This window comes from Serratia sp. BW106, from assembly GCF_002607755.1.
GTDB lineage: Bacteria > Pseudomonadota > Gammaproteobacteria > Enterobacterales > Enterobacteriaceae > Serratia > Serratia proteamaculans.
This window is the reverse complement of sequence record NZ_MCGS01000028.1, coordinates 62,322-62,677: the sequence shown is the minus strand read 5'-3', so window position 1 is coordinate 62,677 and position 356 is coordinate 62,322. Positions and strand designations below refer to the sequence as shown.

The window sequence follows — 356 nt, the reverse complement described above, 5'->3', positions numbered from 1 at the left end:
GGCTGATTTCCACCTGACGGAAGCCGACGTCATAGGCTTCCACCTCAATAATTTCCCCTTCCGGCGACAGCAGGGTCAGCGTTGCGCGGTACAGCGCAGGTGTTTCCGCGCTCCACAGTGCCGGTTGCTCCACCGGCAGGCGCAGGGTGGTGCGATCCTCATAGGCACCGCGTTCGTCGATAATCTCGCTGCCGAACACCTGGGTTTTTTCCCCCACCAATTGCCCATCACGCCATAGCTGCAACTGTACCCGGTGCTGGGCGGCACGGTTGATGTGTACTTCTGCCACCAGTTCGCCACGGCGGAAACTGTCATACAGCGGGGTGGTAATGCGGATATCGCTCAGGTGCGCGGTG

General features: G+C 60.7%; 1 pseudogene. It reads right to left on the bottom strand.

Features of this window, described 5'->3' with window-relative positions:
• Positions 1-356: pseudogene (lacZ, locus tag BEI65_RS18655) on the bottom strand (beta-galactosidase); the annotation flags it as partial.